This is a genomic window from Microbacterium sp. USHLN186 (assembly GCF_037145155.1).
Classification (GTDB): Bacteria; Actinomycetota; Actinomycetes; order Actinomycetales; family Microbacteriaceae; genus Microbacterium.
The window spans coordinates 137805-158499 of sequence record NZ_JBBCYA010000005.1 but is presented as its reverse complement, the minus strand read 5'-3'; the positions used below and the strand labels follow the sequence as shown (position 1 = coordinate 158499).

The following is a 20695-nucleotide window of genomic DNA, read 5'->3' as shown; positions in this document are numbered from 1 at the left end:
TCGTGGGCGGACGGCGTTCACTCCGGCCCGCGCGGAGGCCCGCCTCCGCGCATGCGCGCGTCACCTCCTCGGCGAGAGGGACAGCTGCGCGCGTGCTGACTGACGGAAGGAAGACGCATGCCGGCCCTCTCTCGCCCGACCCCCTCGATCCACCTGCCCACCGGTCCCGACAAGGCCACTCTCCCCTCCCGTTAGCGCTCTCCCGCGTCTGTCATCCGGCGAAGACGCCGGTCACTTCGACTAGAGAGAGCAACGTGGAAAACCTGCAAACCCTCGCGGGACCCGTCGTGGTCCTGCTCATGCTGCTGTTCTTCGGCGGCAGCCTGTACATGTCGCTGCGCATCCGCAAGCGCACCGAGAACGCCGACGGTTACATGACCGGCGGCGGCCGCATCGGCTTCGGCATCTCGGCGGCATCCATGACCGCGACGTGGATCTGGGCGGCGTCGATGTACGCCTCGGCCACCTCCGGCTTCACCTACGGCATCTCCGGCCCGATCCACTACGGACTGTGGGGCGCCCTGATGATCCTGCTGATCTATCCCTTCGGGCGCCGGATCCGCAAGGTGGCGCCCCGCGCGCACACGATCGCCGAGGTGATGTTCGCCCGGCACGGGCGTTCCAGCCAGCTCATGCTCGCCGGCTCGAACGTGCTGGGCAGTCTCATCAGCCTCACCTCCAACCTCATCGCAGGCGGTGCGCTGATCGACATGCTCTCGCCGTTCACCTTCACGCAGGGCATCCTCGCCATCGGTGCGGGTGTGCTGCTGTACACGCTGTGGTCCGGCTTCCGCGCCTCGGTGCTCACCGACTTCGCACAGGTGTGCGCGATGCTCGGCGCGGTGATCGTGATCATTCCGGTGGTCTTCTTCGCCGCGGGCGGACCGTCCCTGTTCGAGACGGGAGCGAGCAATGTCACGCCGCAGCAGGCGGACTTCTTCTCCTCCGACGCCTTCTTCAACCAGGGCGCGCCCTACATCGCCGCCGTGCTGGCCTACGCGATCGGCAATCAGACGATCGCCCAGCGCCTGTTCGCCGTGCGCGAGGATCTGATCAAGAAGACGTTCGTCACCGCGACGTTCGGCTATGGCGCGACGATCATCGGAATCGGGATGCTCGGCGTCATCGCCCTGTACGCCGGCATCACGCCTGCCGGCGGCGACGTGAACAACCTCATCCCGCAGATGGCGGCGACCTACCTGTCCCCGCTGCTGCTGTGCGTGTTCTTCGTGATGATCATCGGTTCGCTGTCGTCGACGGCGGACGCCGACCTGACCGCCCTGTCGTCGATCGTGATGGCCGACATCTACGGCCAGAACATCGCCGGCAAGAAGCACGCCGATCCGCGCACGATGGTGCTGATCGGCCGCATCACGATGATCGTGGCGATGGTGGCCGGGCTCTTCTTCGCCGGCTCGCAGCTGAACATCCTCGACCTGCTGGTGTTCGTCGGGGCGCTCTGGGGCGCCCTGGTGTTCCCGGTCATCGCCAGCTTCTACTGGAACCGGGTCACGAACCTCGCCTTCTCGGTGTCGGTGGTCGTCGCGCTGGCCACGTTCCTCCCAGTGCGCTTCGAGTGGATACCGCTGGACGGACCGATCGGCATCGCGTCGGACGTGCTCTCGACGATCGGCATCGGCGTGGTGCTGGGCCTGATGGCGTTCGGGTTCTTCGGCAAGCGCGTCGCGCTCATCGTCGCAGTGGTCGCCATCGTGGCATCCGCGCCGTTCACGATCGGCTTCCTGCACACCTACCCGGTGCTGTCCGGGTCGCTGGTCGCGTACGCCGTGTCGACGCTGGTGTGCCTCGCCCTGACGCTGCCGAGCCGCCAGCCCGACTTCGATTTCGAGCTCATCAAGCAGCGCACAGGGGACTTCGACGACCGCCCCGCCGACGACGGCGATCCCGACCTGCGGAGCGGGATCGACGAGGAGCTGTCGTCCCTCGGCGACGAGATCCAGCACAACCGCCGCTAGGCGGGAAGGAGAAGACATGGAACTGTCCACCATCGCACTGACCGCCTACGTGCTGGTCTGGCCGGTCATCGTGGCGGGAACGCTGACGGTGATCGTGCGCGCCTTCGTCAAGGAGGCGAAGCAGGCTCGCGCCGAGCGGCGCAGCATCATCTGAGGCGACCCGCAGACGACGAAGGGCCCGGGATGCGGAAGCATCCCGGGCCCTGTTCGAGCCACCTGTCAGGATCGAACTGACGGCCTTCCCATTACGAGTGGGATGCTCTACCACTGAGCTAAGGTGGCGCGCGCGGCGCACCGCGGCACAAGCAAAGATCCTACTATGCCGAGCCGGTGACCGCGAAACCGGCGCCGATCACTCGCAGCGCAGGCCGTCCTCGGGCACCGTGCCCTCGACGAGGAAGTCCTCCACGGCGGAGTCGACGCAGGCATTGCCCTTGTTGTAGCCGGTGTGCCCCTCGCCCACACGCGTGATCAGCACGCCGTTCTCGAGCTGGGCGGCCAGCGACTGCGACCACTCGTAGGGCGTCGCGGGGTCGTTCGTGGTGCCGACCACGACGATCGGCCCCGAGCCCTGCGCGCCGATCTCCTCGCGCACGCCCACGGGCGGGTACGGCCACACCTCGCAGGGGTCGGGTCCCTGCCAGTACGGTGCGAACGTGGGCGCCTTCTGCTCGATCCGGCGGATCGCGGCGTCCTCGGCCGCGGGGTCGTCCTCGACGGGGTAGTCCATGCAGTTGTAGGCGCGGAACGCCTCGGCCGAGTTGTCCTGGTAGGTGCCGTCGGGAAGGCGCCCGTTGTAGCTGTCGGCGAGGGCGAGGAGCCCCGAGGGGTCACCCTGCAGCGCGGCGGTGAGCCCCTGCGAGAGATAGGGCCAGTAGTCCTCGCTGTACATGGCCGTGATGAGGCCGGTGATCATCGTGTCCACGGTCATCACGCGCCCATCGCCATTGGGCAGCGGGTCGCGGGCGACGCTGGCGAGCAGCGCCTGCAGATCGGTCAGCGCCTCGTCGCGCGTGCCGTTGAACGGGCACTCCGCCGTGCGCAGGCAGTCCTCGAGATACGCGCGCAGCGCCGACTCGAAGCCGATCGCCTGCGTCGTACCCACCTGCAGTCCCGGCACGGCAGGGTCGATGGCGCCGTCGAGCACCAGCCGCTGCGCGCGTTCCGGGAAGAGCTTGGCGTAGGTGGCGCCGAGGAAGGTGCCGTAGGAGTAGCCCAGGTAGTTCAGGGTCTGATCGCCCAGGACCGCTCGGATGAGGTCCATGTCGCGCGCGGAGTTCTCGGTGGTGATGAACGGCAGCAGTCCGTCGCTGTTCTGTTCGCAGGCCTTCGCATATGCGGTGTTGCGGGCGGTGAGCTCCTTCTCCCACTCCGGCGTCCCGCGCGGAGCTGCCACGACGCCGTAGTTGTACTCGTCCGTCTCCTCCGCGTCCAGGCACTCGACGGCACTGGAACGGCCGACGCCGCGCGGATCGAACCCGATCACGTCGAAGCGCTCGATGAGATCGGGGCCCACCGCGTACTCCAGGCTGTCGGCGACGAAGTCGTATCCGCTCGAGCCGGGCCCGCCGGGGTTGACGAGCAGCGAGCCCTGGAACTCCCCGGTCGCCTGGTGACGGACCAGCGCGAGCGACAGGTCACCCGCAGCGGGGTCCGTCCAGTCCCGCGGTGCGGTGACCTCGGTGCAGTCGAAGCGCGCCCCGCACGACTCCCACTCCAGCTTCTGCGAGTAGTACGGCAGCAGTTCGTCCGCGACGCCCGTGACATCGGGGTCGCGGGCCACGGAGGACGGCGCCTCGGGGATCTGCGCGTACAGGCAGCCGGACAGAAGCACGGATGTCGCGGCGAGCGCTGCCACGGCGGCGGCGGTGCGCCGCACCAGGCGCATCGGTCGAAGGTTCACGGTGTCCTTCCGCTGGAGACGGTGATGAGCAGGCTCTCGAGCGCGAGCAGCGGAGCGACGTTGCGCTCGAGGCTCTCGCGGGTGGTGGCGATGGCGTCGAGCACGATGATCGTGCGCTCGACGGTCCACGCGGCGGCGAGCTGGTCGAGCTCGGCACGCAGCTCGCGGTTGATGAGGGCCTCACCCTGGCCGAACTGCAGCATGACGACATCGCGGTACAGCGACTGCAGGTCGGTGAGCACACGATCGATGCCGTCGCGCAGACTGCGGGTGGCCCGCTTCTTCTGCTCGTCCTCGAGGGCGGAGATCTGCGCGCGCAGCGCCGGGGGCACCGCCTGTCCCTCGGCGATGCCGACGGTGCGCAGCAGCGAGGCGCGCTCGGCGGCGTCACGCTCGGCGGTGAGCGTCTTGGCGTCCTCGGTCGCCGCCTGCAAGATGCGCCCTGCGACCTCGACAGCCGTGCTCACCCCGCGCACCCCCAGCACGGCACGCAGCGTGTCGTCGCGCCGACGACGCGCCGATTCGTCGCCGGCCAGGCGCTGCGCCATGCCGATGTGCCGCTGGGCGTGCCGGGCCGCCTGCTCGGCGATGACCTCGTCGGCCCCGGTCCGGCGGGCGATGAGTCCGGCGACATCCTCGGCATCCGGCTCGCGCAGGCGCAGCGCGCGTACGCGGGAGCGGATGGTGGGCAGCAGGTCGGCCTCACTGGGCGCGCAGAGCACCCAGACCGTGCGCTCCGGTGGCTCCTCGAGAGCCTTGAGCAGCACGTTCGAGGTGCGCTCGACCATGCGGTCGGCGTCCTCCACCACGAGCACCCGGTAGCGCCCTGCCGAGGGCGCGAAGTACGAGCGCTCGACGAGCGTGCGCGCCTCGGCGATCGTGATGATCACCTTGTCGGTGCGCAGCGCGGTGAGGTCGGGATGCGTGCGCGCGAGCACCTGCCGCATCGTGGCCTCGTCGGTGGGGTCGTCGGCGATCAGCGCCGCCGCGAACGCGTAGGCCAGGGTCGACCGTCCCGATCCGGGCGGGCCGGTGATGAGCCATGCGTGCGACAGCGACGCCGGATCCTGTGCGGCGTGACGCAGCGTCTGCACCGCGGCATCCTGACCCCACACGTCCGACCACGGGAATTCAGCGGTCGTCACGGGGGCGGTCATGGCGTCCAGCCTAATCGGGGCGGCGACATCGACGCTCAGAGCAGCAGCGCCACGCGGGCGCGGATGAGCACGGCGATGTCGTCCGCGTCGGCGCCGGCATCCACCACCAGGAATCGCTGCGGCTCCGCGGCGGCGAGCTGCAGGAAGGCGCGGCGTACGCGGGCGTGGAAGTCCTCCTTCTCGGCCTCGAGCCGGTCGAAGGGCTTGTCGTCGGCGTCCAGTCGTCTGCGCGCGGTGGACGGGTCGAGGTCGAGCAGCACGGTCAGATCGGGCAGTGCGCCCTGGGTCGCCCACAGCGAGAGGTCACGCACCTCGGTGGCATCGAGCACGCGTCCGGCGCCCTGGTAGGCGACCGAGGAGTCGAGGTAGCGGTCCTGGACGACGATGTCGCCGCGCTCCAGCGCCGGCCGCACCACGGTGGCGACGTGGTGCGCACGGTCGGCGGCGTACAGCAGCGCCTCCGCGCGCGGCGCGATCTCCCCGCGATGGTGCAGCACGATGTCGCGGATCAGCCGGCCGACCTCCGAGCCGCCGGGCTCGCGTGTGCGCAGCGCCGTGCGGCCGCTCTCCTCCAGCCACTCGGTGAGCAGAGCGGCCTGAGTGCTCTTGCCCGACCCGTCGCCGCCCTCGAGAGTGATCCACCGGCCGGCGGCGACGGTCACGAGCCGGACTTCTTCTTCGCGGCGTTGGCGGCCCGGGTGGCGGCGGCCTTCTTGGCTGCCACCGAGCGCGCCGCGGCCTTCTCGGCATCGGTCTTCGGCTTCGCGGCGGCCTTCTTGGCAGGAGCCTTCGGCGCCGTCTTCTTCGCGGGAGCCTTCGCTGCCGTCTTCGCCGGTGCCTTCTTGCCGCGCTTGGGCGCGGGCCCCTTGGCGCGCTTGTCGGCGAGCATCTGCACGGCGATCTCGAAGGTCACATCGTCGGGCGTCTGACCGCGCGGGATCGTGACGTTGGTCTCACCGTCGGTGACGTAGGCGCCGAAGCGGCCGTCGCGGATGCGGATCGGCTTGCCGCTGACGGGGTCGGCCTCGAACTCCTTCAGCGCGCTGGATGCCTTGCGCCCGCCGTACTTCGGCTGCGCGTACAGCTCGAGCGCCTGCTCGAGGGTCACGTCGAAGATCTGCGCCTCGCTCTCCAGCGATCGCGAATCGGTGCCCTTCTTCAGGTACGGCCCGAAGCGGCCGTTCTGCGCCGTGATCTCCTCGCCCGTGGTCGGGTCGGCGCCCACCACCCGCGGCAGGCTCAGCAGCTGCAGGGCGGTGGCGAGGTCGATCGTGTCGACCGACATCGACTGGAACAGCGATGCCGTGCGCGGTTTGGGCGCGGCATCCTTCTTCGTCTTCTTCTTGCCCTTCGCACCGGGCTCCTGAGCCTGTCGAAGGACTTCGCCCGTCGCCTCATCGACGACGTCGTCGTCGGAGGCCGGATCGTTCTCCTGCACGTACGGCCCGAACCGGCCGTCCTTGACGACGACGATTTTGCCGTTCTCGGGGTTCTCGCCGAGCACGCGGTCGCCGGCCACCGGCGCATCGATCAGCTCGCGCGCCTTCTCAGCGGTGAGCTCGTCGGGCGCCAGGTCTTCGGGCACGTTGACGATGCGCGGCTTCTCGTCCGCGTTCGCCGGATCGACGACCTCGAGGTAGGGACCGTACTTGCCGAAGCGCAGGGTCGCGTCGTCGGTTATGCGGGTGGAGTTCAGTGCCCGCGCGTCGATCTCGCCCAGGTTGTCGACGACCTGTCGCAGGCCCACCTGGTTCTCGGAGCCGTAGTAGAACGACTTCAGCCATTCCACGCGGTTCTGCTCGCCGCGGGCGATCGCATCGAGGTCGTCCTCGAGCGCCGCGGTGAAGTCGTAGTCGATGAGGTCGGCGAAGTGCTGCTCGAGCAGGCGCACCACGCTGAACGCGAGCCAGGTCGGCACGAGCGCCTGCCCGCGCTTGGTCGCGTATCCGCGGTCGATGACGGTGCCGATGATGCTCGCGAAGGTCGAGGGCCGGCCGATGCCGTGCTCCTCCAGTGCCTTCACCAGCGATGCCTCGGTATAGCGCGGCTTCGGTGTGGTGCGGTGCCCCTTCGCGGTCGCATCGCCCATGCGCAGCTCGTCGCCCACGGCGACGGCGGGCAGCGACTGGTCGGCCGAGGAGTCCTGCGCGTTGCGCTTCTCGTCGCGGCCCTCCTCGTACGCCTCCAGGAAGCCCTTGAAGGTGTAGACGGTTCCGGATGCCGTGAACTCGACGCGCTTGCCGTCGGCCTGGGTCTCGAGGGTGACGGTGGTGGTCTCGTACTTGGCATCCGACATCTGGCTGGCGACGGTGCGCTTCCAGATCAGGTCGTACAGGCGCTGCTCCTCGCGGTCGAGGCTGGAGGCGACGGATGCCGGCGTGCGGAAGGTCTCCCCCGACGGGCGGATCGCCTCGTGCGCCTCCTGCGCGTTCTTGCTCTTCGACTTGTAGACGCGCGGCTTCAGCGGCACGGCGGAGTCGCCGTAGAGGGCGACGGCCTGACTGCGTGCGGCCTGGATAGCCTGAGTGCTCAGCGCGACCGAGTCGGTGCGCATATAGGTGATGTACCCCTTCTCGTAGAGCCGCTGGGCGACGCTCATCGCCTGCTTGGCGCTCATCGAGAGCTTGCGGCCGGCCTCCTGCTGCAGCGTGGACGTGGTGAAGGGTGCATAGGGGCTGCGGGTGCCCGGCTTCGCCTCGACCTTCGTGACGTTCGCGGTGCCGGCGGCATCCACCGCGGCGGCGAGTGCCTGCGCATCGGCCTCGGAGAGCACGACGACGGCCTTCTTCAGTTTTCCGGCGTCGTCGAAGTCCGTGCCCCGGGCGAGCTGACCGCCGTCGACGCGCACGAGACGCACGCCGAACGCGGTCGCTGTGCCCGCCGAAGCGGATGCCTGCGCCTCGACGTCCCAGTACTCGGCAGAGACGAACGCCATGCGCTCGCGCTCGCGCTCGACCACCATGCGGGTCGCCGCCGACTGGACACGGCCGGCCGACAGGCCGGACTTGACCTTGTACCAGAGCACGGGCGAGACGTCCCAGCCGTACAGGCGGTCGAGGATGCGGCGCGTCTCCTGCGCGTCGACGAGCGCGAGGTCGAGCTCGCGGGTGTTGCCGACGGCAGCCTGGATGGCGTCCTTGGTGATCTCGTGGAAGACCATCCGCTTGACGGGGACCTTGGGCTTGAGGGTCTCGAGCAGATGCCAGGCGATCGCCTCGCCCTCGCGGTCCTCATCCGTCGCGAGCAGCACCTCGTCGGCGCTCTTGAGCGCACGGCGCAGCTCGGCGACCGTCTTGGTCTTGCGATCGGACACCACGTAGTAGGGGTCGAAGTCGTTCTCGACGTCGATCGAGTACTTCCCGTATGCCTTCTTGTCGTCGGCGGGGATGTCCTTCTTGTCGGCGAGGTCGCGGATGTGACCCACCGAGCTGAGCACCTCGTAGCCGTCGCCGAGGTATCCCTGGATCGACCTCATCTTCGTCGGGGACTCGACGATGACGAGCTTCTTGCCTTGTGCCAAGGGGCGTCCTTTCTTCGAAGCACACCATACACACCGCTATCCAGGCGTGTGCCGAGAGATGCCGGCACGGCATCGTCTGCAGCGGACGCGGGGCGGCGCGGAGGGTTCCGCGCGTCTACGTGCTCGGGGGGCCCGCACGGGCGCGGGCGACGGCGACCAATCCAGCGTACGCGGATCTGACCTCGACCGTCGCCGTCATGCCGTCGACACGGCAGGCGGCGAGGCGCGCACCGGATGCCGCCGCGACGTGCGTGGCGAGCGCGCAGGGGTCCAGCGCCGAGGGCACCGCGCCGGATGCCGCGTCGGCGGCGGCCAGGGCGGCGGCATCCGCGGCCCCGGCGGCGCGCTGGGCGGTGACGGCCGCACCGCCCACGGCCGCGAGCCCGACGGAGAGCGTGGCGGTGACGGCGAGCAGCCCGGCGGCGAGGGCCGTGCCGCTCATGTCACCGCCCTCCCGCGAGGGCGCAGCTGGACGCGCGCAGCGGGACCGAGATGACGCGGCCGATGCGCATGTCGAGCGCGGCGGTCACGCAGACCGTCTCACCCGACGTGTGCGCGGAGAAGACGGCTCCGTCGACGGCCGAGGTCACCGCACCGGCCGCGCGGGCCGGGCTCTCGCCCCGTCCGAGCAGACGCGCGGCATCCGCGGCGGCGTCCTGCAGCGACACCTGCGCGGCCGCCGCGGCGAGCGCGCCGACTCCGAGAAGGGCCGCCAGGAGTGCGGCGGGCAGCGCGACCGCAAGCTCGGCGGCGACCGAGCCGCGGTCGCCGCCCATCCCGCGCGGGTGAGCCATCAGCCGACGGTGAGCGCGCGGCGCACCAGGTCGGTGAGGATACCGCGCACCTCACTCGAGCGCATGATCACCACCAGCAGTCCCGCGAAGGCCACGGCGGCCATCGTCGTGATGGCGTACTCGGCGGTGGCGGCTCCCGACTCGTCGGTGAACAGCGCCGCCGCGCGCCGCCGGGTCAGCTCGGGTAGAGGGTCGGTTCTGGATGCGGTCATGATGTTCCTTCTTCTCTCAGTGCGAGGCGACGGTCGCCCCGTGGTTCAGATCGGCAGCGGTGTCGAGTCGAGCACGCTCAACATGAGGGGTGCGACGCCGAGCAGCAGGAACGCCGGGAGGGTGCACGCGCCCAGTGGGAGCAGCAGTCGGGACGACAGTCGAGCCGCCCGCACGCGCCCACGCACCCGCGCCTCGTGCCGCTGCTGGGCGGCGGATGCGCGCAGCAGCTCGCCCGCAGGCACTCCCGCCGAGCGCGACAGCTCGAGCACGGCATCCGTCGCGTCCCGATCGGCGCCGAGGTCGGCGGGACTGTGCTCGACGAGCCGCAGCGCCCGCGGTATGCCGACACCGCCGGCGAGCGCGACGGCGACCAGCTCGGCATGGATGCCGGGCGTACCGGAGGCGGGCTGGGCGGCGCGCACCATGCGCGCAGTCCACCATCGGGCGACGAGTACGAGTGACGTGCCGAGCGCTACGCAGGTGATGCCGAACGGGTGAGTGAACAGCACGCCGACGGTGTCGAATCCCAGGGCGAGGCCGAGCAGCAGCCCCGCGAACGGCAACCAGAGCAGCAGCCGCGCCGTGCCGGCGGGCTCGGCGAGGGCGATGCGCACGTCGTCGGCTGCGGCCGCGGCATCCTGCAGCGACTCGCTGAGCGCCCGGAGCACCTCGGCCAGCGGCGCGCCGACGATCGTCGCGACCTCCCAGGCCGCCGCCACATCCGACCAGACGCCCGCCTCCGCATCGATCGCGCCCACCAGCTCTGCACCGGCGTCCAATCGCGCGACGACGCGGACAGCGACGGCGTCGCCGGTATCGGCGAGGTGTCGCCACGCGGTGGCGGGTCGGGCACCGGCCTGCAGCAGCACGGCCAGGGTGCGTACCGCCCGCCCCGCGTCCGAGCTCCCCGCGGGCGCGGACGCGCGTCGCCGGCCGATCACCACGGCCGCACCCCCTGGATGCGCAGCCGCTCGTCGGCGAGAGCGAAGCGGCCGGCGTGCGCGATGCGCCGGATGCCGTCGGCGCCGCGCTCGAGATGCAGCACGATCGTGAACGCGCTGACCACCTGACGCGCGAGCGCGATGGCATCCATGCCCGCCAGCGCCCCGAGGGCCTCCATGCGCGCCGGCACGTCGGCCAGTCCGCTCGCGTGCAGCGTCCCCGCGCCGCCGTCGTGGCCGGTGTTCAGGGCGGTGAGCAGCTCGCGCACCTCCTCGCCGCGGCACTCGCCGACCACGAGCCGATCCGGCCGCATCCGCAGCGACTCCCGCACGAGCATCGCGAGGGTGATCCGGCCGGCACCCTCGAGGTTGGCCTGCCGCGCCTCCAGCGAGACGTGGTGCGGATGCCGCGGGCGCAGCTCGGCGACGTCCTCGATGGTGACGATGCGCTCGGTGGGGGCGACATGCGAGAGCAGCGCGGCGAGCAGAGTGGTCTTGCCGGTGCCGGTGCCGCCGGTGATCAGCACGTTGGCCCGGTCGCGCACCAGCTGCTCGAGCCAGACCTGCTGTGGTGCCGTGAAGGTCCCCGTCGCGGCGAGCGCGGCGAGATCCGCGCCGAGCACGCGCGGCACGCGGATCGACAGCGACGTGCCCGTCGTCGCGACCGGGGCCAGTACCGCGTGCACTCGGATGCCGGAGTCCAACCGGACGTCGACGCAGGGGGACTGATCATCGAGGTGACGTCCTCCGGCGGCGATCAGCGCGACGGCGAGATCTCGCACTTCGCGCTCGGATGCGTGCCACTCGCGCACCGGGCGCGCGCCATCGCCGCGATCGAGGAACAGCCCGCTCGTCCCGTTGACGAACAGGTCGGTCACCCGAGCATCGGCCATGTACTCGGCGAGCGCGGCGAACGCCGGATCCACCTTCGTCGGCGCAGCATCCGCCTGCACTTCACTGCCGGCGCCGGGCACGGTGCCACGCGGTCGGAGCACGAACGGATCTGCCATGCCGCCGACGCTAGACCCGGCTCCGCACCCCCACGCGGGCGAACCGCAGTCGCTGTGCAGAGCCGATGCCCACACGCTCGGTGTGCAGAAGGAACAGCATCTCGCCCGGGAGACGGACGGGCGGCACCTCACGGGGGGAATGAGGTGCCGCCCACGCGCCGCCCACGTCGGGGGAGGGAGTGGGCGCGCAAAGCCGTATCGAAATCGGCTGAGGTCAGTGTATGCACGGTTCGCACCGACGGCAAACCCCATCGGGGTACTGACTTTCGACAGTAGGCTTCGACCGGAGGCGCGATTAGATTCCCCCGTGTCATGGTCGTGCCTCGACACGATCCCCCGGACCCGCGCAAAGGAGCGAGTGCATGAGCAGCCAGATCGATCACCTTCTCGACGAATCCCGGCGATTCCCCCCCTCGGATGAGTTCGTCGCGCAGTCGATCGACGACCCGGCTCTCTATGAGCGCGCCGCCGCTGACCGCGAGCAGTTCTGGGCCGAGCAGGCACGTGAGAGCGTGCACTGGCACAAGCCGTTCACCCGCGTGCTCGACTGGACCAACCCGCCCTTCGCGAAGTGGTTCGACGACGGCGAGCTCAATGTGGCGTACAACTGCCTGGACCGTCACGTCGAGGCGGGCAACGGCGACCGGGTGGCCCTGCTCTGGGAGGGCGAGCCGGGCGACGAGCGGCGCATCACTTACGCAGAGCTGACCGACGAGGTCAAGCGCACCGCCAACGTGCTCGCGGATCTCGGGGTGGGCCAGGGCGATCGCGTGGCCATCTACCTGCCGATGATCCCCGAGGCCGTCGTCTCCATGCTGGCCGTCGCACGGCTGGGCGCCATCCACTCGGTGGTCTTCGGCGGCTTCAGCGCCGACAGCCTCCGCTCGCGCATCGACGACGCCGGCGCGAAGGTCGTCATCACCGCCGACGGCGGATATCGCAAGGGCAAGGTCTCGGCGCTCAAGCCCGCGGTCGACCAGGCACTGAGCGACCGCGGGCAGGGCGATCAGGAGACCGTGGAGCACGTGCTCGTGGTCCAGCGCGGCGGCAACGACGTGGAGTGGAACGACGAGCGCGACATCTGGTGGCACGACGCCGTTCCCGGTGCATCCGCCGAGCACGAGGCGCAGGCGTTCCCCGCCGAGAACCCGCTGTTCATCCTGTACACCTCGGGCACGACCGGTAAGCCCAAGGGCATCCTGCACACCTCCGGCGGCTACCTGACGCAGGCCGCATACACCCACAAGTACGTCTTCGACCTGCATCCCGAGACCGACGTCTTCTGGTGCACGGCCGACATCGGCTGGGTGACCGGGCACAGCTACGTCACCTACGGTCCGCTCGCCAACGGCGCCACGCAGGTGCTGTTCGAGGGCACGCCGGACTCGCCGCACCCCGGACGCTGGTGGGAGCTGATCGAGAAGTACGGGGTGACCATCTTCTACACGGCGCCCACCGCGATCCGCTCGTTCATGAAGATCGGCCGGCAGGTGCCGCAGAAGTTCGACCTGTCGAGCCTGCGCCTGCTGGGTTCGGTGGGCGAGCCCATCAACCCCGAGGCGTGGATGTGGTACCGCGAGGTGATCGGCGCCGACCGCACGCCGATCGTCGATACCTGGTGGCAGACCGAGACCGGCGCCATCATGGTCTCGCCGCTGCCCGGCATCACCTCGGCCAAGCCCGGCTCGGCGCAGGTGCCGATCCCCGGCATCTCGATCGACGTCGTCGATGACGAGGGCAACGAGGTCGGCAACGGAAACGGCGGCCTGCTGGTGATCACCGAGCCGTGGCCGGCCATGCTGCGCGGCATCTGGGGAGACCCGGAGCGCTTCACCGAGACGTACTGGGAGAAGTTCCACGACAAGGGCTACTACTTCGCCGGCGACGGCGCCCGCCTCGACGAGGACGGCGACCTGTGGCTGCTGGGCCGTGTCGATGACGTGATGAACGTCTCGGGTCACCGCCTGTCGACGACGGAGATCGAATCGTCACTGGTGGCGCACGAGGCGACGGCGGAGGCAGCGGTCGTCGGCGCGTCGGACGAGACCACCGGACAGGCGGTGGTCGCCTTCGTGATCATCAAGCAGAGCTATCTCGAATCGCATTCGCCTGAAGGGCTCGCAACGCTGCTGCGCGGATGGGTCGGCGAGCAGATCGGTCCGATCGCGCGCCCCCGCGACGTGTACATCGTCGGCGAGCTGCCCAAGACGCGCTCCGGCAAGATCATGCGCCGGCTGCTGCGGGACGTCGCGGAAGGGCGCGAGGTCGGCGACACCACGACCCTCGCCGACACGATGGTGATGAGCACCATCTCGAGCCAGGTCAAGTAGCGCCGGCGTCGGCTGCGGCAAGGGCGGGCTCCTCCCCCGAGGGGCCCGCCCTTGCCGCGTATGCGGGGCGTGCGGCGCGCGGTTTCGCGTCCTGGACATCGAGCGCTCCGACCACGGCGGCGTCCCCGAAGAGCGCCGTGATCGATGCGACGCTGCGATGCGTCCGGCCGGAACCCGGCACGAGCGACCGGCAGCCCTCCCCTGCCGGCATCCCGTGCGCCTCGTCCACCGGCGTTCGCACTGCGCGCCCGGCCCGCTCTTCGAGACTGTCACGATCGTACGCGCGGCGGCCTCCGGACGGGCATTCCCGGACAAACCCGTACAGCCGCCCGGACGGCCCCGGACGGCGTCGCCTCAGCTGCGTCCCATCCGCCGGGGCGAGGGCCTCGCGGAGCGGGAAGGCTACGATGAGCGAAGCCGGGGAGGGGAATGAGCGGCGTGGGATCGGACGATCAGAAAGATCTTCAGGCGGGACGCGACGAGGTCGCGCGACCCGGGGACGTCATGCGGCCCGCGCTGGACGCCGTGGTGCGCGGCCTGCAGGAGCTGCGCCTCGATACCGGCGTCTCCTACGCGGAGATCGCCACACGCATCGGCGCCCGTCGTGCGGCGGAGGGCCACTCCCCCGGCTCTGCCCGAGTGGCGCGTTCGACGGTCTTCGACGCGTTCCAGCCCGGACGGCAGCGCCTCAACGCCGAGCTCGTGCGGGAGATCGCACTGGCGCTGGGCTGCGACGAAGGGCAGGCGACGCACTGGCGGGACCGGTGTCTCGCCGCGCGACGCGCGGACTCCTCGCATCGCAGCGCAGCGGGAACCGCTCCCGAGTCAGAGCTCGCATCCCCCGCCGCCGGACAGGACTCGGACAGCGATCACGGCGTGCCCGAAGCGACGGCGAGCACGCACGCCCTGCACGTCGCGTTCGTGGTCGTCGTGCTCGTCGGCTGCGTCGGCTTCAATCTGTTCGGCGGAGCCTTCGTCGCCCGACTGCATCTGCCGCTGTTCTTCGACATGGCGGGCACCGCGACCGCAGCCTTCCTTCTCGGACCGTGGTGTGGTGCTCTGGTCGGGGTCGGCACGAACGCGCTCGGCGCGTTCACCGCGGCGCCGGAGGGCATCCCCTTCGCGCTGGTGAACGTCGCGGGGGCGCTGGTGTGGGGGTACGGGATGCGCACCTTCGCACGCACGGTTCCCCGGTTCCTGCTGCTCGGCGCTCTGGCCGGCCTCGTCTGCACGCTGGTCTCGCTTCCCATCCACGTGCTGCTGTACGACGGCGCATCGGGGCACGGGCTCGACGGATACATCGCGATGCTGCGCGGCAGCGATGGGCTATGGGGCGCGGTGCTGCTCGCCAACCTGCCCGCCTCCATCGTCGACAAGCTCGTCGCCGCCCTCGCCGGACTCGCACTGGCGCGGCTGCTCACGCCGCTGCACTTCGCGGTCGCATCGCATGCGAAAGCCCCGGCGCTGCTGCGATCCGCAGCTGCTCCGGGGCCCGCCCGGCCGTCCGGACGCTGAGCATGGCGCTCAGGCCAGGATGAAGACCGCTTCGACCTCCACCGGCGCGTCCAACGGCAGCGAAGCGACGCCCACCGCGGCACGAGCGTGCCTGCCTGCGTCGCCGAAGATCTCACCGAGCACTTCGCTGGCGCCGTTGACGACGCCCGGCTGACCGGTGAAGCCAGGATCGGATGCCACGAAGCCGCCGACCCGCAGCACGCCGGCGAGCCGGTCGACCCCGCCGACGGCGTCCGCGGCCGCGGCCAGGGCGTTCAGCGCACAGGTGCGGGCGTAGTCCTTGGCATCCGCGGCACCCACCTCCGCTCCCACCTTGCCGACGGCGGGCAGATCACCCGCAACGAACGGCAGCTGACCCGAGGTGTACACCAGCCCGCCGTGCACGACCGCCGGGACGTACGCAGCGACCGGCGCGGCGACCGGGGGCAACTCGATGCCGAGCTCGGCGAGGCGGGCGGCGATGCTCACTGCGCGCCTCCTTCGAACTGGCGGGAGGCCTCGGCCGCTGCCGCCAGACCGGAGTTGGTCGTGGCGTCCTGGGTGACCGGGCGCTTGAAGTAGGCGACCAGGCCGCCCTCGGGGCCCTGGATCACCTGCACCAGCTCCCAGCCCTGCTTGCCCCAGTTGTTCAGGATCGCCGCGGTGTTGTGGATCAGCAGCGGCGTGGTCAGATACTCCCACGTGGTCATGGCACTCCTGTGCGTCGTGACGAGCGGCGCGACGCCGCGTCGAGGTTTCTGTTCAGGGAAATCCCTTAACATCAGCGTATGCCTCAAACGAAACGCACGCTGAAGGGTGTGCTCGGCGGCCTGCTCGGCCTGGTCGGGCTCAGCGCTGTCGCCGGTGTGCTGGTCACTGCCGCGGTCACCCCTGCCATCGCGGTCGCCGGTGTCACCGGCTCCCAGGCGGTCTCGCTGTTCGACAATCTTCCGAACAGCCTGACGCCGGGTGCGCCCATGGAGCCGACGACGATCTACGGCACGGGCGAGGACGGCAAGCCCTTCCAGCTGGCGAAGTTCTTCGACCAGAACCGGGTGCCCGTGACCTTCGATCAGGTCTCCCCGCTGATGTACGACGCGATCCTCTCCAGTGAGGACAAGAACTTCTATTCACACGGCGGCGTCAACCTCGGCGCCACTGTCAAGGCCGTCATCGACAACCTGCGCGGCACCTCGTCGCGCGGCGCCTCGACGATCAGCCAGCAGTTCGTGAAGAACGTGCTGATCCAGGAGTGCGAGAAGGAGGCCTCGGTCACCGACGAGGACTACCAGGAGCAGTTGCGCAAGTGCTGGGTCGAGGCGACCGAGGCCAAGGGCTCTCAGGGCATCGAGCGCAAGCTGCAGGAGATGCGCTACGCCCTGCAGATCGAGAAGGACTACTCCAAGAACGACATCCTGCTCGGCTACCTGAACATCGCGAACTTCGGCGGCCAGACGTACGGCATCGAGGCCGCCGCCAACTACTACTTCGGCACCACGGCGAAGAACGTCACCCTCGTACAGGCGGCCACCCTCGCCGGTATCGTGCAGAACCCCAACACCTACCGGATCGACCGCGAAGGCGGATCCTGGACGGACAAGGACGGCGTCGCGCACAACTCCAAGGAGGACGGCTACGCCGACACCAAGGACCGCCGCGACTACGTGCTCAATCGCATGTTCACCAACGGCCAGATCACGAAGGCGCAGCTGGAGGAATCGCTGGCCGCGCCGGTCTCGCCGTCCATCCACCGCTCGGATCAGGACTGCGCCGCCAGCGGCGGGAACGCGTACTTCTGCCAGTACGTCAAGTCGGTGATCGAGGCGGACGAGGCCTTCGGCGCGACCCCCGAGAAGCGGCTGGAGAAGCTGCGCCGCGGCGGCATGGAGATCTACACCTCGCTCGACATGCGGGTACAGGGTCCGGCCGTTCAGGCGATGCACGAACGCGTGCCGCCTACGCTCGAGGGCATCCTCGTCGGCGGCGCCGGAGTGTCGATCGAGGCCAGCACCGGACGCGTCCTCGCGATCACCCAGAACACCCAGTTCAACGAGTCAGCGGATGCGAAGATCGCGAACGGCCAGAGCGCGCAGGTCTTCGCCGCGGATGCCGACCACGGTGGGGGCACCGGCTTCGAGACCGGCTCGACCTACAAACTGTTCACCCTGCTGGACTGGCTCGAGAAGGGGCACTCTGTCAACGAGGTGCTCGATGGGCGCAAGCGGATCTTCAATCCCTTCACGCGCTGCGGCGAGACTGTGCGATTCAAAGATGAGCCCATCGGGAACTTCCGCGACGGCGCCGGCTCGGTCAGCACGGTGCGCCGCTTCACGGCGCAGTCGCTGAACACCGGCTTCCTCGCCATGGCGCAGCAGCTGGACCTCTGCGACATCAACAAGATGGCGAAGCGTCTGGGCGTCCACTACGGCAACGGCGGAGATGTCACCAAGGACGGCAACGCCCCGAACGACCCGTTCCCCACCGTGCTCGGCTCGAAGAGCATCGCCCCGATCCAGATGGCGGGCGCGTACGCGACCGTGGCGAACGGCGGCAAATACTGCGAGCCTCGCGTGATCGACAAGATCATCGGTCAGGACGGCAAGGAGATGGCGCCGCCCAAGACCAGCTGCACTCAGGTGATCTCGCCCGAGGTCGCGGCGACCGCGGCGTACGCGCTGCGTGGCGTGATGGAGGGCGGTACAGGCGCCGGAGCGAATCCGTATGACGGCACCCCCGTGATCGGCAAGACCGGAACCGCGGAGAAGGAGCACACGATGCTCGTCGAGTCGAGCACGAACGTGACGACGGCCGTCTGGGTCGGCAACGTCAACGGTCGTGAGCCCCTGAGCAACTTCTGGGCCAACGGCTATCGCCTCAACGACATCCGCTACCCGCTCGCCCGCGCGATCCAGCACGCGGCCAACATGGCGTACGGCGGAGACCGGTTCCCCGAGCCGGACCGGAACCTGACCCGCAATGTGCTGAAGGATCTCCCCGACGTGACCGGCAGGTCCGTGGACGAGGCGACCGGCATCCTGCGCAACGCCGGGTTCTCGGTCAACGTGGGCTCTCCCGTCGACAGCACGCTCGGCAAGGGTCTGGTCGCCGAGCAGCGGCCGGGGGCCGGCCGCGTCCCCGGCGGCACGACGGTGACCCTGCTTCCCAGCACGGGCCAGCCGCCGGGATCCGCGGTGCCCAAGGTCGTCGGTGCGAAGTACTCGCAGGCGAAGAAGAAGCTCGAGGATGCCGGCTTCGCAGTCAAGGCGGACGGCTGCAAGGGCGGCGCCAAGGTCACCAAGCAGGACCCGGCGGCATCCGCGAAGGAACCGGCGGGAGCGACCATCACGCTCACGTGCGAGGACAAGGAAGATTGAGCGCCCGCACCAGGCGGTCGGCCCTCATCGCGCTCGGCGCGATGGGGGCCGTCGGCGTCGGAACTGCGGTCTGGGGTATCGGCATCGAGCGCTACCTGTTCACCGTCCGTCAGGCCACGGTCGCCGCGCTGGCGCCGGGCAGCGCGGCGGTGCGCGTCCTGCATGTCTCCGACGCCCACATGGCTCCGTGGCAGCACCGCAAGCAGGACTGGCTGGCATCCCTCGCCGCGCTCGAGCCTGATCTCATCGTCAACACCGGCGACAACCTCGGCCACCGTGACGGTCTGGCCGGCATCCGCCGGGCGTTCGCGCCGCTCGCCGGCATCCCCGGCGTCTTCGTGCACGGCTCGAACGACGTCCTGGCACCGACACCACGCAACCCGCTGAAGTACTTCACCGGGCCTTCAGAGGGGCACCGCGAGCCGGAGATGCTCGACACGGCAGCCATGGACCGCTTCTTCACCGACGAGGTCGGGTGGCACGGTCTGAACAACGCCGCCGTCCGACTGGACGTGGTCGGCAACAGCGTCGACTTCTTCGGAGTCGACGACGCCCATCGCGACTGGGACGACCTGGGCGCGATCCCCGACGCGCTCGGGGCGCTCGGCGACCCCGCGCCCGGGACGTCGCGCATCGCGGTGACGCACGCGCCGTACCGACGCGTGCTGGACACCTTCATCGACCAGGGTGCTGACGCGATCTTCGCCGGACACACGCACGGCGGGCAGGTGTGCTTGCCGGGTATCGGCGCGCTCGTCGCCAACTGCGACATCCCGCTGAAGCAGGCGAAGGGTCTGAGCGCGTGGTCGCACGGCGGCCGCAGCGTGCCGCTGAACGTGAGCGCCGGGTGCGGGCATTCCATCTACGCGCCGGTGCGCTTCGCCTGCCGCCCCGAGGCGACACTGCTGACGCTGACGCCTCGCTGAGCCGTGCGCGCGGAGGTCGTCGAGTCGTCTGCGTCGATTCGTCGACAGCGCCGCGGGCATGTAGACTTGAACGGTTGCAATCACGGGGTGTGGCGCAGCTTGGTAGCGCGCTTCGTTCGGGACGAAGAGGCCGCAGGTTCAAATCCTGTCACCCCGACAGCACACGAGAAGGGATCCGCCTGGGCGGATCCCTTCTCGCATGAGGAGAGGAATAGGCTGTAGTCATCATGACGCATCCTCGCCTGGTCGCCTTCGACCTCGACGACACCCTCGCGCCCTCCAAGGGCCAGATCGACGACCGCATCGCCGACCTGCTCGGTCAGCTGCTGCGCCGCGTGGAGGTGGCGATCATCTCGGGCGGAAACGAGCAGCAGTTCCGCAGTCAGGTCATCGCCCGCCTGCCCGCGCTGAGCGCCGATGAGCAGGCCCGCCTGCACCTGCTGCCGACCTGCGGCACCCGCTACCTGCGCTACGACGGCGAGGGCTACACCGCGGTCTACTCGCACGACCTCACCGCAGAGGAGAAGCACGCCGCTCTGACCGCGCTGCGCGAAGAGGCCGAGCGGCTGGGCCTGTGGGAGGTGCAGCCGTGGGGTGACATCCTCGAGGACCGGGGATCGCAGATCACCTTCTCCGCGTTGGGGCAGCAGGCACCGCGCGACGCGAAGCACTCCTGGGATCCGACCGGCGAGCGACGAGCAGCGCTGCGCGACGCGGTGGCTCCGCGCCTGCCCGGTCTGGAAGTGCGCTCGGGCGGTTCCACCTCGATCGACATCACCCGCGCCGGGATCGATAAGGCGTACGGGATGCAGAAGCTCGTCGAGCACACCGGCATCGCGCTGGTCGACATGCTCTTCTACGGCGATCGACTCGACGAGGGCGGCAACGACTACCCCGTCCTCGCGCTCGGCGTGCCCTCGGTGGCGGTGGAGGGCTGGGAGGACACGGCCGCGAAGCTCGACGCGCTGATCGCGCAGCTGCCCGCCCCCGTCTCGCGCTGACTGCCCCCCTCCCCCCCCTCATGTGACGCCGAGGGGGGTCAGAAAATGCCGCATGC

18 protein-coding genes and 2 tRNA genes are annotated in these 20695 nt (G+C 69.9%); 8 read left to right on the top strand and 12 right to left on the bottom strand.

The annotated features are described in order from the left end of the window. Positions 1–299 precede the first annotated feature (299 nt). Together WFG93_RS11400 and WFG93_RS11395 are read left to right on the top strand one after the other, a co-directional pair. Positions 300–1976 (top strand): sodium:solute symporter family protein, encoded by a 1677-nt coding sequence (locus WFG93_RS11400; protein ID WP_336646529.1) that lies wholly within the window; start codon positions 300–302, stop codon positions 1974–1976. A 16-nt stretch (positions 1977–1992) separates the two neighbouring features. After that, positions 1993–2130 (top strand): putative transporter small subunit, encoded by a 138-nt coding sequence (locus tag WFG93_RS11395; protein ID WP_336646456.1) that lies wholly within the window; start codon positions 1993–1995, stop codon positions 2128–2130. 56 nt (positions 2131–2186) lie between these two features. On the opposite strand, the gene WFG93_RS11390 is transcribed toward WFG93_RS11395, so the two are convergent. The 10 genes from WFG93_RS11390 to WFG93_RS11345 form a co-directional block, all read right to left on the bottom strand. Beyond that, positions 2187–2258: transfer RNA gene (locus WFG93_RS11390), tRNA-Thr, on the bottom strand. Positions 2259–2328: 70 nt separating this feature from the next. After that, complete coding sequence (locus tag WFG93_RS11385) at positions 2329–3864, bottom strand: alpha/beta hydrolase (protein ID WP_336646528.1); 1536 nt, start codon at positions 3862–3864, stop codon at positions 2329–2331. Positions 3865–3875: 11 nt separating this feature from the next. Beyond that, complete coding sequence (locus WFG93_RS11380; RefSeq protein ID WP_336646455.1) at positions 3876–5036, bottom strand: DNA polymerase III subunit delta'; 1161 nt, start codon at positions 5034–5036, stop codon at positions 3876–3878. A gap of 35 nt (positions 5037–5071) precedes the next feature. Further along, positions 5072–5698: a dTMP kinase gene (tmk, locus tag WFG93_RS11375; RefSeq protein ID WP_336646454.1), complete on the bottom strand. Its 627-nt coding sequence runs from the start codon at positions 5696–5698 to the stop codon at positions 5072–5074. Then, positions 5695–8556, bottom strand: a complete 2862-nt coding sequence (gene topA, locus WFG93_RS11370) for a type I DNA topoisomerase (protein ID WP_336646453.1) — start codon at positions 8554–8556, stop codon at positions 5695–5697. The genes tmk and topA overlap by 4 nt, the downstream gene beginning before the upstream one ends. A 115-nt stretch (positions 8557–8671) precedes the next feature. Continuing rightward, on the bottom strand, positions 8672–8998 hold the full coding sequence (locus WFG93_RS11365) for an Rv3654c family TadE-like protein (RefSeq protein WP_336646452.1): 327 nt from the start codon (positions 8996–8998) through the stop codon (positions 8672–8674). Between the two features lies 1 nt (position 8999). Then, positions 9000–9350, bottom strand: coding sequence for a TadE family type IV pilus minor pilin (locus tag WFG93_RS11360; RefSeq protein ID WP_336646451.1), 351 nt, complete (start codon positions 9348–9350; stop codon positions 9000–9002). Next, complete coding sequence (locus WFG93_RS11355) at positions 9350–9562, bottom strand: DUF4244 domain-containing protein (protein ID WP_336646450.1); 213 nt, start codon at positions 9560–9562, stop codon at positions 9350–9352. The genes WFG93_RS11360 and WFG93_RS11355 overlap by 1 nt, the downstream gene beginning before the upstream one ends. 45 nt (positions 9563–9607) lie before the next feature. Further along, a complete protein-coding gene (locus WFG93_RS11350) occupies positions 9608–10507 on the bottom strand; it encodes a type II secretion system F family protein (protein WP_336646449.1) in 900 nt (299 codons plus the stop codon). Next, positions 10501–11514 (bottom strand): TadA family conjugal transfer-associated ATPase, encoded by a 1014-nt coding sequence (locus tag WFG93_RS11345; protein ID WP_336646448.1) that lies wholly within the window; start codon positions 11512–11514, stop codon positions 10501–10503. The genes WFG93_RS11350 and WFG93_RS11345 overlap by 7 nt, the downstream gene beginning before the upstream one ends. Positions 11515–11876: 362 nt before the next feature. On the opposite strand from WFG93_RS11345, the gene acs reads away from it, so the two are divergent. Together acs and WFG93_RS11335 are read left to right on the top strand one after the other, a co-directional pair. After that, entirely contained in the window at positions 11877–13844 is a 1968-nt protein-coding gene (acs, locus tag WFG93_RS11340; RefSeq protein WP_336646447.1) for an acetate--CoA ligase, read from the top strand. A 438-nt stretch (positions 13845–14282) separates the two neighbouring features. Further along, positions 14283–15359: an ECF transporter S component gene (locus tag WFG93_RS11335; RefSeq protein ID WP_336646446.1), complete on the top strand. Its 1077-nt coding sequence runs from the start codon at positions 14283–14285 to the stop codon at positions 15357–15359. Positions 15360–15368: 9 nt separating this feature from the next. Here WFG93_RS11335 and WFG93_RS11330 read toward each other — a convergent pair whose 3' ends face one another. After that, a complete protein-coding gene (locus tag WFG93_RS11330) occupies positions 15369–15827 on the bottom strand; it encodes a RidA family protein (RefSeq protein ID WP_336646445.1) in 459 nt (152 codons plus the stop codon). Next, positions 15824–16048, bottom strand: coding sequence for a hypothetical protein (locus WFG93_RS11325; protein ID WP_336646444.1), 225 nt, complete (start codon positions 16046–16048; stop codon positions 15824–15826). The genes WFG93_RS11330 and WFG93_RS11325 overlap by 4 nt, the downstream gene beginning before the upstream one ends. A gap of 78 nt (positions 16049–16126) precedes the next feature. On the opposite strand from WFG93_RS11325, the gene WFG93_RS11320 reads away from it, so the two are divergent. From WFG93_RS11320 to WFG93_RS11305, 4 genes are all read left to right on the top strand, one after another. Continuing rightward, entirely contained in the window at positions 16127–18712 is a 2586-nt protein-coding gene (locus tag WFG93_RS11320; protein ID WP_336646443.1) for a transglycosylase domain-containing protein, read from the top strand. Positions 18713–18753: 41 nt separating this feature from the next. Beyond that, the gene (locus WFG93_RS11315; protein ID WP_336646527.1) at positions 18754–19638 is read left to right on the top strand and encodes a metallophosphoesterase; all 885 of its coding nucleotides are present in this window, start codon (positions 18754–18756) and stop codon (positions 19636–19638) included. 83 nt (positions 19639–19721) lie between these two features. Continuing rightward, positions 19722–19795: transfer RNA gene (locus tag WFG93_RS11310), tRNA-Pro, on the top strand. A 70-nt stretch (positions 19796–19865) separates the two neighbouring features. After that, positions 19866–20639, top strand: a complete 774-nt coding sequence (locus WFG93_RS11305) for an HAD-IIB family hydrolase (RefSeq protein WP_336646442.1) — start codon at positions 19866–19868, stop codon at positions 20637–20639. The last annotated feature ends 56 nt before the right edge of the window (positions 20640–20695 follow it).

Excerpts from the sequence above, each read along its gene's own strand:
- WFG93_RS11400 (WP_336646529.1), top strand. The coding sequence starts at position 300 with ATGCTGCTGTTCTTCGGCGGCAGCCTGTACATGTCGCTGCGCATCCGC.
- WFG93_RS11395 (WP_336646456.1), top strand. The coding sequence starts at position 1,993 with ATGGAACTGTCCACCATCGCACTGACCGCCTACGTGCTGGTCTGGCCG.
- WFG93_RS11385 (WP_336646528.1), bottom strand. The coding sequence starts at position 3,864 with ATGCGCCTGGTGCGGCGCACCGCCGCCGCCGTGGCAGCGCTCGCCGCG.
- WFG93_RS11380 (WP_336646455.1), bottom strand. The coding sequence starts at position 5,036 with ATGACCGCCCCCGTGACGACCGCTGAATTCCCGTGGTCGGACGTGTGG.
- WFG93_RS11365 (WP_336646452.1), bottom strand. The coding sequence starts at position 8,998 with ATGAGCGGCACGGCCCTCGCCGCCGGGCTGCTCGCCGTCACCGCCACG.
- WFG93_RS11360 (WP_336646451.1), bottom strand. The coding sequence starts at position 9,350 with ATGGCTCACCCGCGCGGGATGGGCGGCGACCGCGGCTCGGTCGCCGCC.
- WFG93_RS11355 (WP_336646450.1), bottom strand. The coding sequence starts at position 9,562 with ATGACCGCATCCAGAACCGACCCTCTACCCGAGCTGACCCGGCGGCGC.
- WFG93_RS11345 (WP_336646448.1), bottom strand. The coding sequence starts at position 11,514 with ATGGCAGATCCGTTCGTGCTCCGACCGCGTGGCACCGTGCCCGGCGCC.
- acs (WP_336646447.1), top strand. The coding sequence starts at position 11,877 with ATGAGCAGCCAGATCGATCACCTTCTCGACGAATCCCGGCGATTCCCC.
- WFG93_RS11325 (WP_336646444.1), bottom strand. The coding sequence starts at position 16,048 with ATGACCACGTGGGAGTATCTGACCACGCCGCTGCTGATCCACAACACC.
- WFG93_RS11320 (WP_336646443.1), top strand. The coding sequence starts at position 16,127 with ATGCCTCAAACGAAACGCACGCTGAAGGGTGTGCTCGGCGGCCTGCTC.
- WFG93_RS11315 (WP_336646527.1), top strand. The coding sequence starts at position 18,754 with ATGGGGGCCGTCGGCGTCGGAACTGCGGTCTGGGGTATCGGCATCGAG.
- WFG93_RS11305 (WP_336646442.1), top strand. The coding sequence starts at position 19,866 with ATGACGCATCCTCGCCTGGTCGCCTTCGACCTCGACGACACCCTCGCG.